Origin of the sequence: Campylobacter concisus, assembly GCA_002092835.1 — a bacterium.
GTDB lineage: Bacteria > Campylobacterota > Campylobacteria > Campylobacterales > Campylobacteraceae > Campylobacter_A > Campylobacter_A concisus_K.
In genome coordinates this window covers 36,810-57,509 of sequence record LVWL01000017.1, presented here as the reverse complement: position 1 = coordinate 57,509, position 20,700 = coordinate 36,810, and the positions used below count along the sequence as shown (strand labels likewise).

General features: G+C 40.0%; 19 protein-coding genes and 4 pseudogenes. 20 read left to right on the top strand and 3 right to left on the bottom strand.

Going from position 1 to position 20,700, the window contains the following annotated elements; all coding sequences use genetic code 11:
* Positions 1-4: 4 nt before the first annotated feature.
* The 5 genes and pseudogenes from A3835_01455 (at position 5) to A3835_01435 (ending at position 5,378) form a co-directional block, all read left to right on the top strand.
* A complete protein-coding gene (locus A3835_01455) occupies positions 5-1,318 on the top strand; it encodes a transporter (protein ID ORI08981.1) in 1,314 nt (437 codons plus the stop codon).
* Positions 1,315-2,405: pseudogene (locus A3835_01450) on the top strand (chemotaxis protein MotB). The gene A3835_01455 and the pseudogene A3835_01450 overlap by 4 nt, the downstream one beginning before the upstream one ends.
* Positions 2,398-3,249, top strand: a complete 852-nt coding sequence (locus A3835_01445) for a 1-aminocyclopropane-1-carboxylate deaminase (GenBank protein ID ORI08980.1) — start codon at positions 2,398-2,400, stop codon at positions 3,247-3,249. The pseudogene A3835_01450 and the gene A3835_01445 overlap by 8 nt, the downstream one beginning before the upstream one ends.
* Positions 3,246-4,538, top strand: a complete 1,293-nt coding sequence (locus A3835_01440; protein ORI08979.1) for a histidinol dehydrogenase — start codon at positions 3,246-3,248, stop codon at positions 4,536-4,538. Before A3835_01445 ends, A3835_01440 begins: the two co-directional genes overlap by 4 nt.
* Positions 4,511-5,378 (top strand): annotated as a pseudogene (locus tag A3835_01435) (flagellin C). The gene A3835_01440 and the pseudogene A3835_01435 overlap by 28 nt, the downstream one beginning before the upstream one ends.
* Before the next feature lie 245 nt (positions 5,379-5,623).
* Here the strand turns inward: A3835_01435 and A3835_01430 are convergent.
* A pseudogene (locus tag A3835_01430) lies at positions 5,624-7,479 on the bottom strand (RNA polymerase subunit sigma).
* Positions 7,480-7,626: 147 nt separating this feature from the next.
* Here A3835_01430 and A3835_01425 point away from each other — a divergent pair.
* The 3 genes from A3835_01425 to A3835_01415 are packed head-to-tail and all read left to right on the top strand — an operon-like array spanning position 7,627 to position 9,350.
* On the top strand, positions 7,627-8,436 hold the full coding sequence (locus tag A3835_01425; GenBank protein ID ORI08978.1) for a flagellar biosynthesis protein FlgG: 810 nt from the start codon (positions 7,627-7,629) through the stop codon (positions 8,434-8,436).
* Between the two features lie 15 nt (positions 8,437-8,451).
* Positions 8,452-9,240 (top strand): flagellar basal-body rod protein FlgG, encoded by a 789-nt coding sequence (gene flgG, locus A3835_01420; GenBank protein ORI08977.1) that lies wholly within the window; start codon positions 8,452-8,454, stop codon positions 9,238-9,240.
* A gap of 5 nt (positions 9,241-9,245) precedes the next feature.
* Entirely contained in the window at positions 9,246-9,350 is a 105-nt protein-coding gene (locus A3835_01415) for a phosphohydrolase (protein ORI08976.1), read from the top strand.
* Between the two features lie 181 nt (positions 9,351-9,531).
* Here the strand turns inward: A3835_01415 and A3835_01410 are convergent, their stop codons facing one another.
* Positions 9,532-9,975 (bottom strand): hypothetical protein, encoded by a 444-nt coding sequence (locus A3835_01410; GenBank protein ORI08975.1) that lies wholly within the window; start codon positions 9,973-9,975, stop codon positions 9,532-9,534.
* A 105-nt stretch (positions 9,976-10,080) separates the two neighbouring features.
* Between A3835_01410 and A3835_01405 the strand changes: the two genes are divergently transcribed.
* The 6 genes from A3835_01405 (at position 10,081) to A3835_01380 (ending at position 14,865) form a co-directional block, all read left to right on the top strand.
* Complete coding sequence (locus tag A3835_01405) at positions 10,081-10,743, top strand: branched-chain amino acid ABC transporter (protein ORI08974.1); 663 nt, start codon at positions 10,081-10,083, stop codon at positions 10,741-10,743.
* Positions 10,740-11,075 carry a branched-chain amino acid ABC transporter gene (locus tag A3835_01400; GenBank protein ORI08973.1) on the top strand — a complete coding sequence of 112 codons (336 nt, stop codon included), beginning with the start codon at positions 10,740-10,742 and terminating at the stop codon, positions 11,073-11,075. Before A3835_01405 ends, A3835_01400 begins: the two co-directional genes overlap by 4 nt.
* An 85-nt stretch (positions 11,076-11,160) precedes the next feature.
* On the top strand, positions 11,161-12,207 hold the full coding sequence (ansB, locus tag A3835_01395; GenBank protein ID ORI08972.1) for an L-asparaginase 2: 1,047 nt from the start codon (positions 11,161-11,163) through the stop codon (positions 12,205-12,207).
* 109 nt (positions 12,208-12,316) lie between these two features.
* Positions 12,317-12,916, top strand: coding sequence for a lysine transporter LysE (locus tag A3835_01390; GenBank protein ORI08971.1), 600 nt, complete (start codon positions 12,317-12,319; stop codon positions 12,914-12,916).
* Between the two features lie 10 nt (positions 12,917-12,926).
* On the top strand, positions 12,927-13,823 hold the full coding sequence (locus A3835_01385; protein ID ORI08970.1) for a hypothetical protein: 897 nt from the start codon (positions 12,927-12,929) through the stop codon (positions 13,821-13,823).
* Between the two features lie 190 nt (positions 13,824-14,013).
* Complete coding sequence (locus tag A3835_01380) at positions 14,014-14,865, top strand: hypothetical protein (protein ORI08969.1); 852 nt, start codon at positions 14,014-14,016, stop codon at positions 14,863-14,865.
* A 20-nt stretch (positions 14,866-14,885) separates the two neighbouring features.
* On the opposite strand, the gene A3835_01375 is transcribed toward A3835_01380, so the two are convergent.
* Complete coding sequence (locus tag A3835_01375) at positions 14,886-15,845, bottom strand: C4-dicarboxylate ABC transporter (protein ORI08968.1); 960 nt, start codon at positions 15,843-15,845, stop codon at positions 14,886-14,888.
* A gap of 83 nt (positions 15,846-15,928) precedes the next feature.
* Between A3835_01375 and A3835_01370 the strand changes: the two genes are divergently transcribed.
* The 6 genes and pseudogenes from A3835_01370 to A3835_01345 all read left to right on the top strand — a co-directional run bounded on the left by A3835_01370 (position 15,929) and on the right by A3835_01345 (position 20,692).
* Positions 15,929-16,573 (top strand): hypothetical protein, encoded by a 645-nt coding sequence (locus tag A3835_01370; GenBank protein ORI08967.1) that lies wholly within the window; start codon positions 15,929-15,931, stop codon positions 16,571-16,573.
* A gap of 84 nt (positions 16,574-16,657) precedes the next feature.
* Positions 16,658-17,995 carry a pyridine nucleotide-disulfide oxidoreductase gene (locus A3835_01365; protein ID ORI08966.1) on the top strand — a complete coding sequence of 446 codons (1,338 nt, stop codon included), beginning with the start codon at positions 16,658-16,660 and terminating at the stop codon, positions 17,993-17,995.
* Between the two features lie 487 nt (positions 17,996-18,482).
* On the top strand, positions 18,483-18,974 hold the full coding sequence (locus A3835_01360; protein ORI08965.1) for a 3-isopropylmalate dehydratase: 492 nt from the start codon (positions 18,483-18,485) through the stop codon (positions 18,972-18,974).
* Positions 18,971-20,037 (top strand): annotated as a pseudogene (locus A3835_01355) (3-isopropylmalate dehydrogenase). Before A3835_01360 ends, A3835_01355 begins: the two are co-directional and overlap by 4 nt.
* Positions 20,034-20,279: a hypothetical protein gene (locus A3835_01350; protein ID ORI08964.1), complete on the top strand. Its 246-nt coding sequence runs from the start codon at positions 20,034-20,036 to the stop codon at positions 20,277-20,279. The pseudogene A3835_01355 and the gene A3835_01350 overlap by 4 nt, the downstream one beginning before the upstream one ends.
* Complete coding sequence (locus A3835_01345; protein ORI08963.1) at positions 20,276-20,692, top strand: GlcNAc transferase; 417 nt, start codon at positions 20,276-20,278, stop codon at positions 20,690-20,692. Before A3835_01350 ends, A3835_01345 begins: the two co-directional genes overlap by 4 nt.
* The last annotated feature ends 8 nt before the right edge of the window (positions 20,693-20,700 follow it).

Genomic DNA, 20,700 nt, shown 5'->3' with positions numbered 1-20,700 from the left:
TCCTATGCAAAATCAAAATGATTTTAGTGAGCTAAGCGTACCAAAAGAGCGCCAAGCTCACTCTTTCTTTGTCTTTTTTAAAGTTATCTTTATCCCTTTAGCTATCTACATCTTGGCGATACTAGCCTATCTTGGCGTTATAAATTTTCAGATGAAGCTTCACACCATCGTAATGATGGGCGTTATACTCTTTGTCGCTTTTATATTTTCACGCCACAGCGCCTTGGTCGCTTACTCAAATTTTTTAGCAAATGCCAAAAACTACAAGATAAGGCTAAAAGAATTTATCATCGCTCACCTTTTTGAAATTTCAAGCGTCAAAAAGGCAAACGCTAAATTTGAAGATTTTTTCGAGAGTTATACAAGAAATTTTAGAAATGACAACCTAGCAAATATCGGCCAAGCAGTCTTTCCTATGCTTGGAATTTTGGGTACATTTATCAGTATTGCTATCTCCATGCCAGAGTTTAGCTCAAATACTACAGATGGTCTTGAAAAAGAGATCGCTATATTATTAAATGGCGTGGCTACGGCGTTTTATGTATCGATTTATGGCATATTTTTAGCGCTTTGGTGGATGTTTTTTGAAAAGATAGGCGTTAGTAAATTTGAGAAATTTTACAGCGAGCAAAAAGAACTAAGTCGTGAGTTTTTCTGGCAGGAAAATGAGCTAAATGCAAATTTTATGAAAGCAAGTGTAGGCTACTTTAAAGATAGCCACGACGCCTTTAAAATGGTGCTTGATGATAAATTTGTAAAAGAGCTAAGCGAGCAGACAAATGAGAAATTTAACAGCCTAAAAGAGCTTTGTGAGGTTGAAAAAAATATCATCAATCAAAGCAAGGCAGAGCTTAGCGCAAATTTAAAAATGCTAAATGAATCTGGGCTAAAACAAGATGAATTTGTAAAAATCCACTCCGATATATTAAAGGCAGTTGGCGCATTTTCTAATGCCTTTAAAGATATGGAGGTTAAAATTTTAACTGAGCATGCAAAGCTTGGTGAAATTTTTAGTAGAAATTTAAACGCCACAAAAGAGAGCCAGCTTAAATTTGAGCAGACCATAAAGAGCTTTGACAAGGTTTTAAGGGAATTTTCTTACTCGCTCATGAAAGAACAAAATGACGCACTAAAGGAATTTAGAGCCTCGCTCGTGGAGAGTGCGACGATATTTAAAGCCGCGTATGAGCAAGAGGGCAGGAGCTTGGAGCGTGAAAAAGAGCGTGAGAGCCTCATCGCTGAGCTTAAGAAGAACATAGACGAGATCGATAAAGAAGCGAATTCTGTAATAGAAAAAATCGAAAATCTAGTGCAATGAAAATAAACAAAAATAATGAAGATCAATCAAGCTTTTGGGTTTCGTACGCGGACTTGATGGCAGGTCTGCTCTTTGTTTTTATGCTACTTATCGGCGCTGTCGTCGTAAAATACGTCCTAACTCAAAACACCCTTGAAAATAAAGAGCAAGTTATCATCGCAGCTTTAGCAAATTTAAAAGACGCCCAGGGCAGAAATTTTACACTCGAAGAGCTAAATGACGCCCTAAAAGCGAGCTTTCAAAGATAAGCGACGAAAATATAAATTTGAAAAAATCAAATGAAATTTTTGTTATCCAAATAGACGCTCTAAAAGAAAAACTAGCCCAGCTCATAGAGGAAAACAAGGACGCAAATGCGAGCATAAAAGAGCTAAATGCCAGTATTTTTGATCTAAATCAAAAGATGATCGTGCTAAATGATGAAATTTTATCAAAAGATAGAGCACTTAGTGACGCAAACGAAAGCAGTGAGAAAAATTTAGCCAAGATTGCCTTTTTGCTTGAGCAAGTAAGCCAAAGAGAAGCTAGATATGACGAGCTTTTAAGAGATCTAAACGTCACTCGTGACAGAGTGAAAAATTTAACCGGTATCAGAGTAAAAGTGATCTCAGCCTTAAAAGATAGGCTAGGCTCAAGCATCGAGATCGATCCAAACTCAGGCGCGCTAAAGCTTAGCTCCTCAGTACTTTTTGATAAAGGAAGTGCAGTCTTAAAAGAAGAGGTCAAAGAGGAGCTAAAGGCGACGCTTAGTAAGTATTTTGACGTGCTTTTAAACGATAAAGAGATCGCCTCAAACATCGATCAGATAATAATCGAAGGCTTTACAGATAGCGATGGAAGCTATATTTATAATTTAGAGCTTTCGCAAAAAAGAGCTTACGCGGTGATGGAGTTTATAAACTCATTTAGTGATGACGTTCGCCTTAGAAAGTTGCTCGTGGCAAGTGGTCGAAGCTACAACGAGCTAGTTTTTAAGGACGGAGCCGAAGATAAGGACGCTTCAAGGCGTATCGAGATCAAATTTTCACTCTCAAACAAAGAGGCTATCAACGAGATAGAGAAATTTTTGGAGTTTAAGGGTGATTGAGCAGGTTGTTCTTAGGGGGCGAGAGTTTTGGCTTTTAAGAGATGATCTGCTAGGCAAGTTTAACGGTAACAAAGCAAGAAAGCTGGAGTACTTTCTAAAGGCTGATCTTGGCGGCATCAAAGCCATCGTATCTCACGGCTCAAGCCAGTCAAATGCGATGTATAGCCTAAGTCTTTTTGCCAAGCTAAAGGGGCTTAAATTTTACTACATCGTCTCTCATCTAAACTCAAATTTAAAGCAAAATCCGGTTGGAAATTTCAAATTTGCACTTGAAAATGGCATGGAAATTTTTGTAAAAGAGGAACGCGAGAAATTTGCTAAAGAGCTGGCAAAGAGCCAAAATGCGCTCTTTATAAATGAGGGTGTGGCGCAGAGTGAGGCCGAGCTTGGCTTTATCACACAAGCACGCGAGATAAATGAGTGGAGTAAAAAAAGTGGTATAAGGCCTGATATTTTCTTGCCTTCTGGTACAGGCACTAGTGCTTGCTACCTAGCAAAGCACACCGATTTTAGAGTCTTTACCGCCCCTTGTGTAGGGGATGGTGACTATCTAAAAAAGCAAATTTATGAGCTAGACAAAAATAGCAAAGTGCAAATTTTAAATCCCCCAAAGAAGTATCATTTTGGGAATTTATACCCAGAGCTTTATGAAATTTGGTTAGAGGTTTGCAAAAGTGGCGTGGAATTTGACCTTATTTATGACCCTGTTGGCTTTATTACGCTTTTTGCAAATTTAGATAAGCCTGGGGATCAAATTTTATACATTCACCAGGGCGGAATTTTAGGTAACATTACACAAAGACAAAGATACGAGAGAAAATTAAAATTAAAGGAGCATGGATGAAATTTTTTCATAGTAGCGACGCTGATTTTGAGAGTAAATTTTTACAGCTGGTTAAACGAAGTGATAATGATATGAGCGCCGTAATGCCAGTGGTTGCAGGCATAATAGATGAGATAAGAAATGATGGTGATAGTGCACTTTTTGCCCAGATAACAAAATTTGATAAATTTAGCGTTACAAGTAAAAACGACATAATAATCGACGTTAAAGAGATGGAGGCTGCCTATAATTCGCTAGATAACGCCCTAAGAGTAGCTTTAAATTTAGCTCACGATAGGATAAAAAGCTATCATGAACGCACAAAGCCAAGTGACTGGACATATAAAGATGAGCATGACATCTTGCTAGGTGCAAAATACACAGCGGTTGATCGTGCAGGCCTTTATATCCCAGGTGGCAAAGCGGCTTATCCTAGCTCGCTTCTTATGAATGCGATCCCAGCGATCGTAGCCGGCGTAAAAGAGATCATAGTTTGCACCCCAGCACCAAATGGCAAGGTAAATACCTTACTTCTTGCTGCAATGCACCTTTGTGGCATAAAGACAGCCTTTAAAATAGGCGGTGCAAGCGCGATCGCAGCGATGGCATACGGAACTGCAACGGTACCAAAAGTAGATGTCATCACAGGACCTGGCAATATCTACGTAGCGACTGCTAAAAAGCTAGTTTATGGCGACGTAAATATCGATATGATCGCTGGTCCAAGCGAGATAGGCGTGATCGCTGATGATAGTGCCGATCCTCGCCACATAGCTATCGATATGCTCTCTCAAGCTGAGCACGACGAGATCGCAAGTGCCTTTTTGATAACGCCAGTAGAAGCTTTCGCAAGGGCAGTACAAAGACACATCGAAGATGAGCTAAAGACACTAAAACGTGAGCCAATCGCAAGTGCAAGCATAAGAAATAAAGCTGCAATAATAGTGGCAAAAGATTTAAAAGAGTGTTTTGCTCTCATGAATGAGCTTGCTGTTGAGCACCTAGAGATCGCTACAAACGATGCTTTAAGTTATATTGATGATGTGACTCATGCGGGCGCTATATTTTTTGGACACTTTACGCCTGAAGCGATGGGGGATTATATCGCTGGACCAAATCACACATTGCCAACTGGCGGAAGTGCGAGATTTTATTCACCGCTTGGAGTTGAAAATTTCATGAAGCGAAGTTCGATAATTTCGGTGAGTAGAAAAGGTATCATGCATCTTGGCAAATCATGCATCCAGCTAGCTGAAGCTGAGGGGCTAACTGCTCATAAAAAATCAGTTGCAGTGAGGCTAGAAGAGTAAAGAAAAATGGATTTTATAGAGATTTTGCAACTTTTTATAGAATTTATAGTAGAATCCATAGCGAATTATTAAAAAGGAGTTGTTATGAAGTTAGGAACTTATACTGCAAACCAGGCTTCAGGAAACTATTATTTAGATCAGGCAAAAAATAGCGAGAAGAAAGCACTAAATGCTATCTCTGCAAACAGCGAGATCAAAGCTTCAGGTGCAAATTTACAAATCGCAGAGAGTTTGCTTTCACAAACAAATGTCTTGAACGAAGGTTTGGCAAATGCAAACGATATGATCGGTATGCTTCAAATCGCTGATTCAACGCTTTTAAATTTAAGTAAAAGTACGGATAGAATAGGCGAGCTTTCAAGTAAGCTTACAAATCCTACTCTTTCAGCAAATGAACAAAAAGGCATAAAGGGCGAAATCAACGCACTAAGAAATGCTATGAATGATAGCGTAAAAGAGGCTAAATTTAACGGCAAAAATGTATTTGATGCTGAGCTTGGATTTTTTACAGGCGAGAGTACAAAAAATATAAATTTGGGCACAAATGCTCTTTTAAATGTCAAAGATGACGGCTCAAATACAGGTGAAATTTTAAAAAATATAAATTCACTTCGCTCAGAGATCGGATCAACACAAAATGCTGTATTTAGAGGTATAAATGTTCTAGCCGCAAGAAGTGTGGCAAATGCTAATAGTGTAGAGAACCTTGATAGTAGTGATATCGCAAAGAGCTTGGAAGAAAATTTACAAGCAAATTTAAGACTTCATGCTGCGAGCTTAGCTAAAGCTCATGATACTACGAGTTTGGCTGCAAAACTAGATAAACTTCTAGCTGAATAAATTTTTACCGGTCTTGCGCCGGTAAATTCTTTTTATCTAATTTTATTCTTTAAAAAAATATTAGGTTCTTTGTATTTTTATTTTGGGCCGATCTAATGGCTAAATGAGGGCTGAATCCAGCCTTTCAATAATAAAATCAATGTAGGTTGCTAGTAAAATTTTTATTGCTAAAAATTGTCAAATTTAAATTTTAGAAAGCTAAAGAGAAAAATTTTAAAGAAAACACGCAAAAGAAAAAAGGGCTTTTAGCCCTCAATGTAGTTTTTAAGTTTTCTACCGACTTTTGGGTGTTTTAGTTTTTGATAGCTGAGCTTTCTATTTGGCGGACACGCTCACGAGTGACGTTTAGTGCCTTGCCGATCTCTTCAAGTGTACGGTCACTCTCATCTTCAAGCAAGCCAAATCTCATCGAAATGACTGCTTTTTCACGCTCATTTAGCTGCGAAAGTACATCGTCAATTTGCTCTCTAAGGTCACTTTTTAAAATTTGCTCTATCGGAGAAAGTGAGCTTTTATCCTCAACAAAATCTCCAAATTTACCGTCTTCTTCATTTGCGATTGGAGCTTCGAGGCTGATAGGTTCTTTTGTTATTTTGATGACTTGTTTTACCTTATCAACGCTTAGCCCAACCTCTTTTGCGATAACGCTTACATCAGGCTCTTTTCCCTCTTCTTGGAGGTATTTGCGGTTTATTTTGTTGATACGATTTATCGTCTCTATCATGTGGATAGGTATCCTAATCGTCCTTGCTTGATCGGCGATCGCACGCGAAATAGCCTGTCGGATCCACCATGTGGCGTAGGTTGAAAATTTATAGCCTTTTCTATATTCAAATTTATCAACCGCCTTCATAAGTCCGATGTTGCCCTCTTGTATAAGATCTAAAAATGGCAAGCCTCTGTTTGTATAGCGTTTTGCGATACTTACAACTAGACGGAGGTTTGACTTGGCCATTCTAGCTTTTGCTTCGTCAGAAATTTTCTTTCCACGTTTGATCTGCTCTAAAATTTCTTTTAGCCTTGTTGGCTCAAGATCAAAGCCTTGCTTGCTCGCCTCTTTTGTAGTAAATAGCTTTTTGATCTCGACATAAGTTGAGACCATTGTAGCTTCTGGCACGCGAGCTGCGATCTCTTCTTTACTAAGCTTAATGATATCTTTTAGTATGCTTTTGTGATTTTTCTTAAGCTCGTCGCTAAACATTGGCAAGCGATACTCCAAACGTTTTAGCTCTCTATCAAATTCATCGTCGCTTTTTAGAGCTGTTTCCATTGATTTTACGATCTCACTAATCAACTTGCTTGTTGGGCCAAGGTCCATTAGCTTCTCTTTTAAAATTTTCTTTTTAAATGCGAGAGTCATCTTTGAAGCTGTGTCGTCGCTCTCAACTTTATCTTGTTTGTTTGCAGTCTTTAGCCACTCTTTTTTTGCCTTTTCAAGGGCCTTAAAGCTCTCTATAACTTTTTCAGCGCGTTTATCGTTTTTAGCTGATTTTTTAGGAGCTTCGTTTTCTTCGTTCTCTTCATCTTCCTCGTCTATATCGTCTTCACTGTCTTCATTTTCTTCGTTTTCGCTCTCGTCTTCGAAGCTCTTAAAAAGCTCTTTTACACGGCGTTCTCTGTTGATAAGTGGCTCTTTATAGTCAAGTATAAAATCGATCAAAAATGGTACAGAACAAAATGCGTCGATGATAATATCTTCGCCAAGCTCGATCCTTTTGCTAATCTCTACCTCTTCATCTTTTGTAAGAAGCGCGATCTGCCCCATCTCTCTTAGATACATCCTGACAGGACTATCTGACCTTGACCACTCTAAAAGGTCACTTTCGCCTGAAAGATCGAGATCCTCGTCGATATCTTGATCACTTTTTTGAGCATTTTCTTGGCGTTTTTTAGCATCGGCTAAATTTCTAAGCTTTGCAGCCTCAGCAGATGTGATGAGCTGGACTTTATTTGTTTTTGCTAGTTGTTCTATCTTTTTTACTATCGTAGCAGTCGGAGCTTTGTCTAATAATTTTACTAATTTTTCGTATGTCAAAAAGCCTTTTGCATTTTCAGCGAAAAGCTCTTCTATTTGAGAAAAAGAGTCTTTTGCGGCGCTCATAAATTTCCTTTCAAATCGTATGATTGTGATTAAGTATTGTTTAAAAGAAAGTGGATTATACCCAAATTTTGTAAATGTGTATAAAAACAAAGTTGGAACGATGATTGCTTAGTAGCTATAAAAATCAAAATTTGATTAGGAAAATTTATGCAAAATGGTTATTATCAAGCCACTGCTGGCATGGTAACGCAGTTTAACAGACTAAATATCATCTCAAACAACCTTGCAAATGTAAATACGATCGGCTATAAGCGAAATGATGTAGTTATCGGTGACTTTGCGAGAATTTTTAAAGAGACGCAAGATGAGCTTCCTCTTAAAAATCACACAAAAGATGGAGCTAAATTTTTAAATAGAACGCTTGACCGCGTACCACAAGTGAGCGAAGAGTACACCGACTTTAGCGCTGGAGGCTTTAAATACAGCTCAAACACGCTTGACTTTGCGATAAAAAGAGATGACGCGTTTTTCTTAGTTGATACCCCAAACGGCGTAAAACTTAGCAAAAGCGGCTCTTTTAGCCTTGATGGCGACGGCTACATCGTTACAAAAGAGGGCTATAAAGTTTTGCCAAGCGGCTACGAGGCACAAAATCCTGGCCAAAGAGGTATCCAAGTGCCACAAGGTGAGGTGCTAACTGCCGATAAAAATGGAAATTTATACTCAAATAACAATCAATTTTCTAAATTTTTTATAGCTCAGCCAAGAGAGATAAGAGATCTTAAAAAGGTCGGAGATAATCTCTTTGAGAGTAGAAATTTTGACGACATCACAGAGCTTGAAGAAGCTGATAGCGTAATGCAAGGATATGCTCAGATGTCAAATGTAAATCCAGTTTTAGAAATGGTTGGTCTAATAGAAACCCAGCGCTTAGTTGATATGTATCAAAAGGTTATGACAAGCCACATGAGCGACCTTAACCAAGATGCTGTTCAAAAACTAGCCCTAAAAGCTTAATAAAAGGATAAAACTATGATGAGATCACTTTACACTGCGGCCACTGGTATGATAGCCCAGCAGACGCAGATAGACGTAACCTCACACAACATCGCAAACGTAAATACTTATGGATACAAGAAAAATAGGGCTGAATTTGCTGATCTTATGTATCAAGTCATGGAGTATGCAGGTACGGCTACAAGCCAGACTACCACAAGCCCAACAGGCATCGAAGTGGGCCTTGGTGTGCGTCCAACGGCGATAAATAAAATTTTCTCTCAGGGCTATTTCAAAGAGACTAGCAACAACCTAGATATGGTAATAGCGGGCAATGGATTTTTTCAGATTCAGCTGCCTGATGGCACGACAGCCTACACTAGAAATGGCGCATTTAAGCTTGATGCAAACGGCACGATCGTAAATAGTGATGGCTATCAGCTCATCCCTCAGATCACAGTCCCTGCAAATGCGACGCAAATTTCTATCGGCACAGATGGCACTGTATCAGTACTCCAAGCAGGTGAGAGAGAGATGGCTCAGATAGGTCAGATCGAGCTAGCAAATTTCATAAACCCGGCTGGCCTTCACTCAATGGGCGACAACAACTACCTAGAAACAAGCGCTAGCGGTAATGTTGTGGTAGGCGTGGCAGGACTTGACGGACTTGGTACGATCAGACAAGGATTTGTCGAGATGAGTAACGTTCAGTTGGTTGAAGAGATGACCGATCTTATCACTGGTCAGCGCGCATACGAGGCAAACTCAAAGGCGATAACTACGAGTGATTCGATGCTTGAAATAGTAAATGGGCTTAAAAGGTAGGTAGTATGAACGCAACTCTAGCTATCGTTGGGCTTATACTGCTTTCTTTTATGCTTGAGGTATTTTGCTTTTTAAATAAAACGCCAAAAGGCAAGGACTCGATAAAATAGACTCATTAATTTGGGCTAAATTAAAAATTTTTGGCAGTACTATTGTTGCTTGATGAATTATAAATTTTTAAGGCATCTTTGTAACTGCCTGTAAAATTTTCTCTTATCCTGCTATCACTTTGATATATTTCGTCCAAAATTTCTGCTTTTCAAAGCAAGAGTAAAAGCATCTTTTGCTTAATTAAAAATTTTTAAGTGTACTGCAAGCTTCATCCAAATCAAGCTCGCAGGTTTTTTTATAGTAGTTTTTTGCTCTATTTTTATCTTGCAATATACCAGCATCTCCAGTTTCATAGATAAGTGCAAGGGTATAGCAAGCAAATGCATTTTTTAGTTCGCAAGCCTTATTATAAAGCCTAAGCCCTTCTTCTTTTTCTTGTGCTAGGGTGTCTTTTTGTAGATATATATTTCCTAAAAATAGGCAGCTATGTGGATTGCCTAGCTCGCAAGCCTTGTTTGCCATAGCTGCCATTTTATCGTGCTCATTTTTATTAAAGTAGATATATATAAGATCGGTGCAACTTTCTACGTTATTTAAAGCGCATTCACTTTCAAGCTTAGTGGCATCAAAATTTTTACCCCAAGAAAATAAAATACAAAATAAAATTAGAATTACCTTTTTCATTTTTTAACTCTAAAAATTTTCTATCATTTTATAAAATTTAACTCTATTTTTACTCTAAATTTTTCAAATTTTGCTAACATTTCGGCTTTTTATGAAGGTAAAAATTTGACATTTAACTACGTTTTTAAACTATCTATTCCTATTTTTATGGGCTATTTCCCACTTGGCGTCGCATTTGGCGTGCTGGCAAAGAGCATGGGCGTTAGCGCATTTATCGCCGTGGCACTTAGTACGCTAGCATACGGCGGAGCAGCGCAGTTTATGATGCTCTCGCTCTTTAGCGTTGGCACGAGCTACGTTGAGGTATTTATCGTGAGCTATCTAGTAAATTTACGCCATACTTTTTATGGAATTTCACTTTTAAAAGAGTATAGCAGGATCAAATTTAGGCTTTTAAACATCGCTTTGCTAACAGATGAGACCTTTGCGATATTTAAAAATTCGGGACTAAAAGAGGCAAGTGATCGAAGTTTTGTCTTTACTTGGCTAAATATCCTTTCTTGGTCTTACTGGGCGGCTGGAACGTTGCTTGGTGCGATACTTGGCGATCTTATAAAGGCTGATACAAAAGGGCTTGAGTTTAGCTTGACAGCACTTTTTATAGTTATTGTGATTGAAATGTTTAAAAATGATAAAAACTGCCGCGTGCTCTTTGCGGCGACATTTTTTGGCGTGCTTGGAGTGAGCCTATTTCCAGCTAAATTTGTGCTTGTTGGCTCAATGGCGCTTTGTTTTGTATTTTTGCTTTTGTTCAAGGATAAAATTTGATAAGTGTAAGCTCAAACGAGATGGTTCTTTTTGTGGCGGTGCTCTTAAGTGCCTTGGCTACTTTTATAACGAGGGCAACGCCGTTTTATGCTCTGAAAAACCATAAGTCAAACCATTATTTAGACGCCATTGAGAAGCATATGGGCATGATGATAATGGTCGTTTTGGTCTGCTACGGCTTAAAAGATACGAAATTTAGCGAGTCTCCATACGGCTTAAGCGAGATAGCAGCAGTTTTTACAGCTATTTTGATGCATTTAAAATTTAAAAATACCCTTCTTAGCATAGTTATTTCAACCGGAATTTATATGTTTTTGATAAGAATTTTTTAAATAAATATAAAATTTAGAAGTTAATAATTTTTTTAAATAAATGGCATTATAATGACTTTGCAAATTTTAATGCAAAGGAGCTAAAATGCGTTTAATCTTTAAGGCGGTGTTACTCATGATTTTAGGTGCTACTTTAGCGGTTGCAAAGCCAACCATCTACATTCTAGCCACTGGTGGAACGATAGCGGGAAGCGGCTCAGGATCGCTTGATGCGAGCTATACTTCTGGAACTGTTACGGTCGATAAACTGATCGCAGCCGTGCCAGATATCAACAAGATCGCTACAATAAAAGGCGAGCAAATTTCAAATATCGGCTCACAAGATATGAACAATGAAGTTTGGCTTAAGCTTGCTAATAGAATAAACGAACTTCTAAATAGTGGCAAGGCTGATGGTATCGTCGTTACTCACGGCACAGATACTATGGAAGAGACGGCGTATTTTTTAAATTTGGTCGTTAAAAGCGACAAACCAGTTGTGCTTGTAGGTGCGATGAGAAATAGTGGCTCACTAAGCGCAGACGGCCCATTAAATTTATTTAACGCTGTAAACGTAGCTATCAGCAAAGATAGCGTAGGCAAGGGCGTTGTGGTTACTATGAACGACGAAATTCACGCTGCTAGAGAAGTGACAAAGACCAACACCACAGGCGTTGATACATTTAAATCACCAAACAGCGGTAAGATCGGCACAGTCTTTTATGGTAACGTAAAATACTATATGAATCCGATCAGAAAACACACAGCAAAATCAGCATTTGATCTAGAGGGAGTAAAAGAACTTCCAAGAGTTGATATCATTTACTCTCATGCAAATGACAACCCTGACTTTGTAAACATAGCTGTTAAAAACGGCGCAAAAGGCATCATCAGTGCTGGTCTTGGCAATGGCAACCCTTACTTTAGCGTACTTGACGCACTTGGCGAGGCTTCAAAAGCCGGCGTAGTGGTAGTTCGTGACTCACGTGTAGGAAGTGGCGAAACGACTATGAACGGCGAAGTAGACGACGGCAAATACGGCTTTTTAACAAGCGATAACCTAAACGCGCAAAAAGCTAGAGTGCTTTTGATGCTTGCGCTTACAAAAACAAGCGACAAAGCCAAAATTCAAGAGTATTTCTTAACTCACTAAAAAAAGAGGCGGCTTAGTCCGCCTTTTAAATTTAAACTATAAATTTGATCGCTGGATCTGATTTATAGCTTAAATTTTTATATTTGTTAGCTAAATTTCAAGGCTTTTTATGGACTTCTTACTCTTTTTCGCCACGCTTGCTCCTATCTCGCTAATGCCAGGCATCAACATGACCTATGCGATGAGTATCGGCATGAGCCTAGGCTACGTGCGCGCGCTGCCGATGATGTCGGGGCAGCTCGCCTCTCTGGCCTTCGTGGGTATTTGCTGTATGCTGGGAGTGGGCGCCGTTTTGGCGCATTATAGTTTCGCGTTTAAGGTTTTAAACGTCATCGCGGGGCTTTATCTGCTGTATCTGGGCGCTATGCTGTTTTTTAGCAAGGGGCAGCTTAGTATCACGAAGGTCTCGCAGCTGCCGAGCAAAAAGCAGATGTTTTTAAACGGCGCCGTGGTCTGTATCTCAAATCCTAAGGCATGGATTTTTCTCTCCGCCTTGCTGCCGACTTTTTTGGATGCAAACGATCCTTTTAGCCTGCCGCGCATACTCTCTATCACGGTTACGCTCGTTTTTATCGAGTTTTGCTCGCTTAGCGTCTATGCTCTTGGCGGAGCTATGCTAAAGAAATTTTTACAAATACACCTAAGACTACTTGAAATTTGCACCGCCGTTATAGTCTGTGGCATCGGCATACTTTTGCTATTTAGATAAAGGAGAATTTATGAGCGTAACATTTAAGGTAAAAAATAAAAAGAAGCTTTTGGGCGGATATGAAAAGGCGCTAAGCGAGCGTGAAATTTCAGGGCTTGTCGGGGGACTTTTCTTTTTTAATGGCAAACAAGAAGAGCCAGGCGCAAATGAGCTTGGTGCTGACGTGATGATCGCAGGAATTTGGGAGAAAAGTGCTCGTGGCTTTGAGCTAAACTATGAAGATGGAAAATATATCGTTCGAGTCTGCACTCCAAGCGGCGTTGGCGACTGGCAGATCGCGCTTGAACTACTCTCAAAGCTCTCAGCCCAAACCGGCTCGAAAATAGAGCGCGACAATGAAGAAATTTACGATAGCGAGCAAATTTTAAAATTTGATTATGAAGCTGACATAATGTGGGGGCTTGAAGCTCTAAAGGACGCAAAAGAGAAAAATCAAACGCTTTATATCTATGGCGTGGAGCGTGACGTGGCGTTTGACGCGGTTATGATAGATGAAATTTTTGCAAGTGCCAGCCCTGTGGCTAAATTTGATGAGATGATGAGGCAGGTGCAGTACCTTGACGCTTATAGCGCAAGAGAGAATTTATACGAAGATAAAAACGGCAACGAAATTTTTGGTGCATATACGCTTAGTGAAAATTTACCGACCATCTTGCCTTACGCTCCCTCTCCTTCGTGGCAAGCACAAGAAGCCCTAGGTGAACGCAAGGTCTCACGCTGGATACTTACGCTAGTAGTGGGTGTGGAAGATAGTGATGCACATGTGCTTGGTGAGTGTGAATATGGTGCTTTCATGAAAAATTTACCAAAAGAAAAATACCGATTCATCGATGCGGCAAATGTGCTAGTTGAGCCACTGAGTGAAGAAGAGATGAGAGAAATTTTTAAAAAGGTAAATGAAGCTTAGTCTTAAGTTAATAAACCACTCGAAAATGAAAATTCGCCTCAGGCTTGCTTAAAAATTTGAGTCGATTTTAAACATATATTTTAACTCGTAAAAGCTAGGATTTCATTAGTATTGTCGCTTTTTGGGCTAAATTAGGCGAAATTTTAACCTAAATTAATCTAGGCTTTGCGTGATTTGAAAAAGGATAAAAATGAAAATTTTAAAAGCTATTTTAGCGGCGGCATCGGCGGTTTGCTATCTAAACTCGGCCGTTTTACCAGAAAGCGACTGGAACAAAAAAGATCTAAAAGGCGAGGTCAAAAGTATGGCGGCTACGGAGTACGAATACTCAATGGATGGCTCCGGGACGCTAGAAAATACGCGCGTGAAGCGGACGGAGTTTAATGAAAACGGCTATATACTGCAAGAAACCGAGCACATAAACGGCGTACCAAACGGCTCGGTTTTGTTTGAATACGGCAAAGACGGGCTAATACGCAAAAAATACCAAGATAGCGCCGTTTATCTCTACGAATACGAATTTGACGGCGAAAATTTAGTCGCGACAGCCAAAGAACAGCATGTGGAGGATAAATTTTACCCCCGCACGGAGAAAACCACTTACAGCAAGGACGGCAAAATGATCGCTTGGGCGGCGTATTCGGGTGGGACGCTAGTGACGGACGATAGCTACGTCTACGACGAAAAGGGCGTTTTAACGCGGATAGAAAATAATATGGAGCCGCGCCACGGCATAGAGATAAGCTTCGAGCGCAAGCCAAACGGCGAATACGAAAAAATCACGCAAGCCCCGGGCTCAAAATGGGTTTATTACTACGCCGCAAACGGCGACGAGATGGAGTATACGTCGGTAAATTACTTCGGATCTGAGGCAAAAATCGGGCAAATCTTGCAGTTTAAGGATATAAGCAGGGACGAGCGGGGAAATTTGACGCATAAAACCTCGGTCAAATTTAAGCCCACGGACAAATACTACGAAAACGGCGACATAACGGAAATCGGCCTATATAAAAAGCTGGAAATCAGCTATGAATACTACTAAAGTAAATTTTTGAGCTAAGGTTATTTTTCTGAAAAAATTTCGCCGTTTATTATAGATTTAGCCGTTAAAAATCCGACTATCAAAATCGAAGCGACTAGAGCCGCAAAAGCGCCGACTCCTAAAACTAAATAAAAATCGCTTTGCGTAATTTCGTAAGCTTTTAAAAACGCTATGGAGCTAGCGGCCGTCGGGAAGGTAAAAGCCCACCACGATAGGGCGAATTTGAGTTTAATAAATCTTTTATACGAAAAAAGTATAAGCGCCGCGAAAAATACGTTTATATTAAGCAGTATCGCCGCAAAAGCATCGAATTGCTCGGTTAATTTTACATATCCCAAAAACGCCATAGCCGGCGGCGCTAGCGTAATGACTAGCGTCGGGACGAATTTGTCGGCTAACTTATCGTAAAAGACTAGCCTGTAAAATATAACGGCGAATAAAATAATCCAGAAAAATAGCCCCAAACTAAAATAATACCAGATCGCTTGAGATTTTTCGGCTATGATCGGGATTAGCAAGTTGCCCACTACGGGGATAAACCATGCCGGATTTAGCGTCGCGATATCGAATTTTTCGTCGATCCAAAAAGAAATTACGTAAAGCGTAAAAATCGTTTGCAAGCCTAAAGCCGCGTAAAAAAGCGAGTAGTATAGTCGCGGTGCGTCTTTGTAGGCCAGAGCTAAAAGAAAAAGCGAGATGATAAATCCGCCGAAAAAATTTATCTTTATAGGGTGCGAAAATTCGGCCTTTACCTCTTCTTTAAATTTTAAAAGCTTAAAGAGATAAAACGCCGAAAGTAGGCAAAATACCGTGCAGTCTAGCGTTCTAAGCGCCGAGAATATCTCGCCGGGTAAATCAAATATTTTGCTTAGTTTCTTATAGGCCGCGCAAAGCCCTCCAAGCCCCATAGTACCGGCGAAAAGCATAATCGGCAGCGATTTTATTTTGCTTTGCGAGTCGTTTTTCTTAACATCGTGCATTGTTTTTCTTTTCGTATTAAATTTTTATGCAATATTACCTATAATAAGGTTAAATTTTTGTAACGAAGTCACGAAAGGGCAAAATGCTAAGCGAAGAGTTAAAAGAAATTTTGCGCGAGAGATTTACCAATAGTTTCGATCTAGCAAGCGAGGATCTAAATGCGATCTTTGCTAACGCGTATCTAAAAACCGTAAAAAAGGGCGATATATTTTACTCCGGAAACGATTGCTTTGGATTTATCTTTATACTAAAAGGCGTTTTAAGGGCGTTCGTGTCGTCTAGCGCAAAGGAAATAACGATATTTAGGCTAACTAAAGACGAGAGCTGCGTGCTGTGCGATACGTGTTCTATAAATTCGCTAGAAAATAAAGTAAGCGTCGAAATCGAGCAAGATAGCGAGATCATCGTTATTCCGGCGCGAATTTACAAACCTCTTAAAGAAAAATATCCGAGCATTTTAAATTTTACTCTAAAAATCGTAGCCGATCGGTTTGCTAGAACCATAAACGTTATGGAACAGGCTTTGTTTTTACCGCTTTCGGCGCGGATTATGAATTTTTTATCTCAAAGCATCGAAAATCTAAACGAAAATTTTATAAAAATAACTCACGAAGAGCTGGCGAATCATCTAGGAAGCGCTAGAGAGGCGGTATCTAGGGTGCTAAAAGAGCTTGAGAGAAGCGGACAAATAACGCAAAGTCGCGGCGAAATAAGGCTAGTTTCTTAAAATTCTCGTTTTAAAGTAACTTTGTTACGGAGAGAGCGGCCTTTTTTATGTAGCATTTCATAAACTCGTTTAAAAGGAGAATTTATGAAAGGACTGCAAAGAAGAGACGCTTTAAAGCTAATGGGGGCCGCGGGACTAGCTGCTAGTATGAGCGGTTGCTCGGCAACGGGCGACGAAAACGACGATATAAATTCTAAAATCGTCATAATGGGCGCGGGACTTAGCGGTATCGCGTTGGCGGCTAAACTTAGAAGAGATATGCCTAACGCCAAGGTAATTCTCGTGGATAAAGACGAGAAATTTTACTATCAGCCGGGCTTTACGCTAATCGCCGTCGGAATCTACGAAGCTAGCGACGTCGTTTACGAAAAAGCGGATTATATCCCGCAAGGAGCCGAGTGGATACGCAAAAACGTATCGGAGATAAAGCCCGAAGCCAATCTACTCGTCCTAGACGACGGGAGCGAGCTGGGGTATGATTATCTAATCGTGGCAAGCGGCGTGGAATACGACTTTGAGGCCGTTAAAGGTCTGAGCTTAGAGGATATTAACGATACGAGCGGCAACATATCCTCCGTCTACACTCTACAAGGCGCCGTAAAGAGCAACGAGCTGATGAAAAAATTCTCTCAAAACGGCGGCGCAGCGGTATTTTGCGATCAAAAAACCCCGATGAAATGCAGCGGCGCTAATAAAAAAGTAACATGTATGAGTGAAGATAGGCTGAGGTTGGCCGGCAACCGCGATAAAGGCAGCGTTAATCTTTACGTCGGCGGCGGCAAGCTTTTCGGCGATCCGACTTATGCCGCGGCGATGACTCAAATAATGATAAAAAGAAAGATAAAATTTAATCTTCGCCACCAAATTGTAGCCGTCGATAAAAGCTCAAATACCGCTACTTTCGAGTTTTGGACGGCGTATAGGCAAAACGGCGAAGATAAAATCGCGTCCGAGCTAATCGATGTAAAATACGACTGGCTTCACTTGCCGCCTAAGCAAAAAGGAAGCGAAATTTTAGCTCGCGCCGGCCTAACCAAAGAGGGTGACAAGCTAAATTTTTTAGCCGTCGATAAATACAGCCTGCAAAGTACAAAATTTAAAAATATATTCGGTATCGGCGATATTTGCGGATTTGCGGCTGGTAAAACGGGGGCTAGCGTTAGGAAAATGTATCCGATCTTAGCTAAAAATTTAGCCGATACGATAAAAGGACGAGAACCTAGCGAGAAATTTACCGGATATACGGCTTGCCCTTTTATCACCAAATACGGCAAGGCCATAATGGTAGAGTTCGACTGGGAGGGAACGGCTCCGACGTTAGAGTGCTTCGGCGCTACCAGAGAGAGCTACATGAGTTGGCTGGTTAAAATTTACGGATTTAAACCTATGGTTATGAACGGAATACTAAAAGCTTTGGCTTAAAGGAGATAAAATGAGCGTTTTAGATAAAACTATACGTTTGATTATAGCGGCGATTTGGTTTTTTATTTTCGGATTTATTTGCGACTGCTGGTTGTGGACGGTCGGGCTAATTCCGCTTTTAACGGGATATTACGGCTACTGCCCGCTTTATAAAATTTTTAAGAAAAGGTAAAAATATGGTAAGCGTGAAAAGTAGAATTATTAGGGTCGTACTAGGGCTAGTTTTTATGGCGGTAGTTTGGTATTTTTACGAGAGCTACTGGGCGTTAATCGGGTTAATCCCGATTATCGTCGGCGTTACGGGTTTTTGCCCGGCGTGTAAATTCCTAGGCAGGTGTTCTTTAAATTTAAAAAAATAAAAGGGGCGTTTAACGCCCTTTGCCTTGCCCTTTAGCCGTTTAAATCGCAGACTTTATTTGTGATTTGATGAATTATTTAGTTACTTTTGGCTAAAATCAGCTCAAATTTACATAACAAAAGGTTAAAGATGAAAGAAGGCAAGGTTTGGAAATTTGGCGATAATATCGATACTGATATCATCATTGCTGCTAGATACTTAAACACCTCCGACGAAAACATTTTAGCAAAGCATATTATGGAAGATGCTGATCCTAATTTTAGTACCAAGATAGATAAAGGCGACATCATCGTGGCAGGCGAAAATTTTGGCTGTGGTAGCTCTCGTGAGCACGCTCCTATCGCACTTAAAGCTGCTGGCATTGGCGCGGTGATAGCTAAAAGCTACGCGAGAATATTTTATAGAAATAGCTTTAACACAGGACTTTTGATACTTGAGATAAAAGAAACAGATGAGATAAACGCTGGTGATAAGCTAAAAATAGATGTTGATAACGGTGTGATCGTAAATTTAACCAGTGGCAAAGAGTATAAATTTAGCCCTATACCGCCTTTTATGCAAGAGCTTTTAAATGCTGGTGGACTTATAGAATATGCAAAAGCAAAGATGGAACAAAAATGAAAAAGTATAAAATTTGTGTTATAAAGGGCGATGGTATCGGTCCTGAAATAATCGACGAAGCGATAAAAATTCTAGATGTAGTAAGTACTGAGTTTGGTATGAAATTCGAGTACGACTATAAGCTTATGGGTGGCTCTGCATATGATGTATTTGGTGTGCCTTTGCCAGATGAGACGTTAAGCGCTGCTCTAAGCTCTGATGCTGTGCTATTTGGTGCGATCGGCGGAGAAAAATGGGATAGTCTACCAAGCATCTTAGGCCAGAGAGCGGACTTTTAAAGATCAGAAAAGAGCTAGAAGCTTATGCAAATTTACGCCCAGCTATCGTTTTTGATGAGCTGGTGAATGCTAGTACTCTAAAGCCAGAAGTTCTAAAAGGCGTAGATTTTGTCGTTGTTCGTGAGCTAACTGGTGGGCTTTATTTTGGCCAGCCTAGAGAAAAAGGCGAAGATAGAGCGTTTAATACTATGGTTTATTCTAAAATGGAGATCGAGCGCATCGCAAAGATCGCTTTTGAAACAGCAATGCTTCGCAAGAAAAAGGTCTGCATGGTCGATAAGGCAAATGTGCTTGAGACAAGTCAGCTTTGGCGCGAGGTGACTAGCGAGGTAGCAAAGGGCTATCCTGAAGTAGAGCTTAGCTTTATGTATGTGGATAACGCGGCGATGCAGTTAGTAAGAGCCCCAGCGAATTTTGACGTCATCCTTACTGAAAATTTATTTGGCGACATTTTAAGTGATGAGGCGAGTATGGTTTGTGGCTCGATAGGTCTACTTCCAAGTGCAAGCATGGGCGGTAAAGTTGGAATTTACGAGCCGATACACGGTTCAGCACCAGATATCGCAGGGCAGGGTATAGCAAATCCAATAGCCACCATTTTAAGTGCGGCGATGATGCTAAGATACGCATTTGGTGAGAGCGAGGCAGCAGACGCCATAGAAAATGCTGTAAAAACTACACTAGCCAATGGGTACAGAACAAAAGATATCGCTGCATTTAACGCAGTTGAGATCTGCTCAACTAGTGGGATAGGCGATGTTATCGCAGGATTTATCAAAAAATGAAAAACACAATCACTGAAGCACTCATCTACGAAGCTCAAGGACTAAAAGATGATGCACTTGAAATTTACAAGAACATCTTGAAGCAAGACCCCTCAAACAAAGATGCGCTTAGCGCGATCAATCGTTTAAGCGGACTAAGAAAAGAGCGAGTGATAAAAAATGAGCAGATGAAAGAGTTTTTTATAGCGATGAAAAGTGATGAAGAGATAAATGAATTTAAAAGGTGGTTGATAAGATTATGAAGCTTGATGATATCGCTAGAATGGCAATTAGTGAGGTTAGCGCCGAGCTTAAAAAGATAGAGGCTTTACAAAATAAGAAGCAAGAAGAGCTAGAGCAAGAAAATTTAAAAAAAGAGCTTTTGGTAATAGAATCCGAAAAGGAGAGAGTGGAAAATGAACCAAATTTTGAACTAAATTTAGAAGCTTCAAAAGAGTTTGAGCCAAAAGTCGAGATAGAAATTTCTCCAAAAAGTAGAGAGATAAGCGAAGAGGAATTTTTTTTGGCAAACCTTGCTGAACGCATCGAGGTACTTTTTGAAGGGCTTAAGCAAACTAGCGAGCAAGATCTCGCTTCAAGGCTTGAGCTAACTACTAAGTTTTTAGAATTTACTCTTGCAAACATCGAAAATAGACTTCAAAATCTCTCAAAGTGAGTTTATAA

Bases quoted from the DNA above. Each gene is read 5' to 3' on its own strand.
- A3835_01455 (ORI08981.1), top strand. From the start codon at position 5: ATGCAAAATCAAAATGATTTTAGTGAGCTAAGCGTACCAAAAGAGCGC.
- A3835_01440 (ORI08979.1), top strand. From the start codon at position 3,246: ATGAAATTTTTTCATAGTAGCGACGCTGATTTTGAGAGTAAATTTTTA.
- A3835_01425 (ORI08978.1), top strand. From the start codon at position 7,627: ATGCAAAATGGTTATTATCAAGCCACTGCTGGCATGGTAACGCAGTTT.
- flgG (ORI08977.1), top strand. From the start codon at position 8,452: ATGATGAGATCACTTTACACTGCGGCCACTGGTATGATAGCCCAGCAG.
- A3835_01415 (ORI08976.1), top strand. From the start codon at position 9,246: ATGAACGCAACTCTAGCTATCGTTGGGCTTATACTGCTTTCTTTTATG.
- A3835_01410 (ORI08975.1), bottom strand. From the start codon at position 9,975: ATGAAAAAGGTAATTCTAATTTTATTTTGTATTTTATTTTCTTGGGGT.
- ansB (ORI08972.1), top strand. From the start codon at position 11,161: ATGCGTTTAATCTTTAAGGCGGTGTTACTCATGATTTTAGGTGCTACT.
- A3835_01390 (ORI08971.1), top strand. From the start codon at position 12,317: ATGGACTTCTTACTCTTTTTCGCCACGCTTGCTCCTATCTCGCTAATG.
- A3835_01385 (ORI08970.1), top strand. From the start codon at position 12,927: ATGAGCGTAACATTTAAGGTAAAAAATAAAAAGAAGCTTTTGGGCGGA.
- A3835_01380 (ORI08969.1), top strand. From the start codon at position 14,014: ATGAAAATTTTAAAAGCTATTTTAGCGGCGGCATCGGCGGTTTGCTAT.
- A3835_01375 (ORI08968.1), bottom strand. From the start codon at position 15,845: ATGCACGATGTTAAGAAAAACGACTCGCAAAGCAAAATAAAATCGCTG.
- A3835_01370 (ORI08967.1), top strand. From the start codon at position 15,929: ATGCTAAGCGAAGAGTTAAAAGAAATTTTGCGCGAGAGATTTACCAAT.
- A3835_01365 (ORI08966.1), top strand. From the start codon at position 16,658: ATGAAAGGACTGCAAAGAAGAGACGCTTTAAAGCTAATGGGGGCCGCG.
- A3835_01360 (ORI08965.1), top strand. From the start codon at position 18,483: ATGAAAGAAGGCAAGGTTTGGAAATTTGGCGATAATATCGATACTGAT.
- A3835_01350 (ORI08964.1), top strand. From the start codon at position 20,034: ATGAAAAACACAATCACTGAAGCACTCATCTACGAAGCTCAAGGACTA.
- A3835_01345 (ORI08963.1), top strand. From the start codon at position 20,276: ATGAAGCTTGATGATATCGCTAGAATGGCAATTAGTGAGGTTAGCGCC.